At 42.0% G+C, this 424-nt stretch carries 1 protein-coding gene and 1 pseudogene; both read left to right on the forward strand.

Annotated elements, in window-relative coordinates:
* Positions 1 to 108: 108 nt before the first annotated feature.
* Positions 109 to 312 (forward strand): hypothetical protein, encoded by a 204-nt coding sequence (locus M595_RS28570; protein ID WP_023069379.1) that lies wholly within the window; start codon positions 109 to 111, stop codon positions 310 to 312.
* Between the two features lie 5 nt (positions 313 to 317).
* Positions 318 to 424: pseudogene (locus M595_RS32600) on the forward strand (Uma2 family endonuclease); the annotation flags it as partial.

The following is a 424-nucleotide window of genomic DNA, read 5'->3' on the forward strand; positions in this document are numbered from 1 at the left end:
GAATGAGTTGTAAGTATTCAAGCAAGCAAGATGCTTGCACTACAAGCTTTGCTGAGATTTGCGACTCTCACAAATGATTTCTGATTGCTATATAATCCTTTGATAACAATGAATAACCCGCATATTCCTTTATCTGAACTCCACCAACAAATTGACGCCGGGGTAAAACAAGCGATCGCGAACTCTATCGAAAGACACCGCAAACTGGGGGAATCAATTAGTATTTGGAAAGATGGAAAAGTCGTCACCCTAACCGCCGATCAAATTCCTCCATTTTCATCAACTGATCAACCCCAGGAGCAACCGAGGTAAAACCAATGGTACAACAAATACCGGAAACTCAAACGAATATCATCTATCCCGACAGCGACGGTCAACCAATGGCGGACAATACCCTACAATTTCGATGGATTGTAACGATTAA

This window comes from Lyngbya aestuarii BL J (assembly GCF_000478195.2).
In the GTDB taxonomy this organism is placed as follows: Bacteria; Cyanobacteriota; Cyanobacteriia; order Cyanobacteriales; family Microcoleaceae; genus Capilliphycus; species Capilliphycus aestuarii.

Coding starts and splice junctions, on each gene's coding strand:
- M595_RS28570 (WP_023069379.1), top strand. CDS start 109: ATGAATAACCCGCATATTCCTTTATCTGAACTCCACCAACAAATTGAC.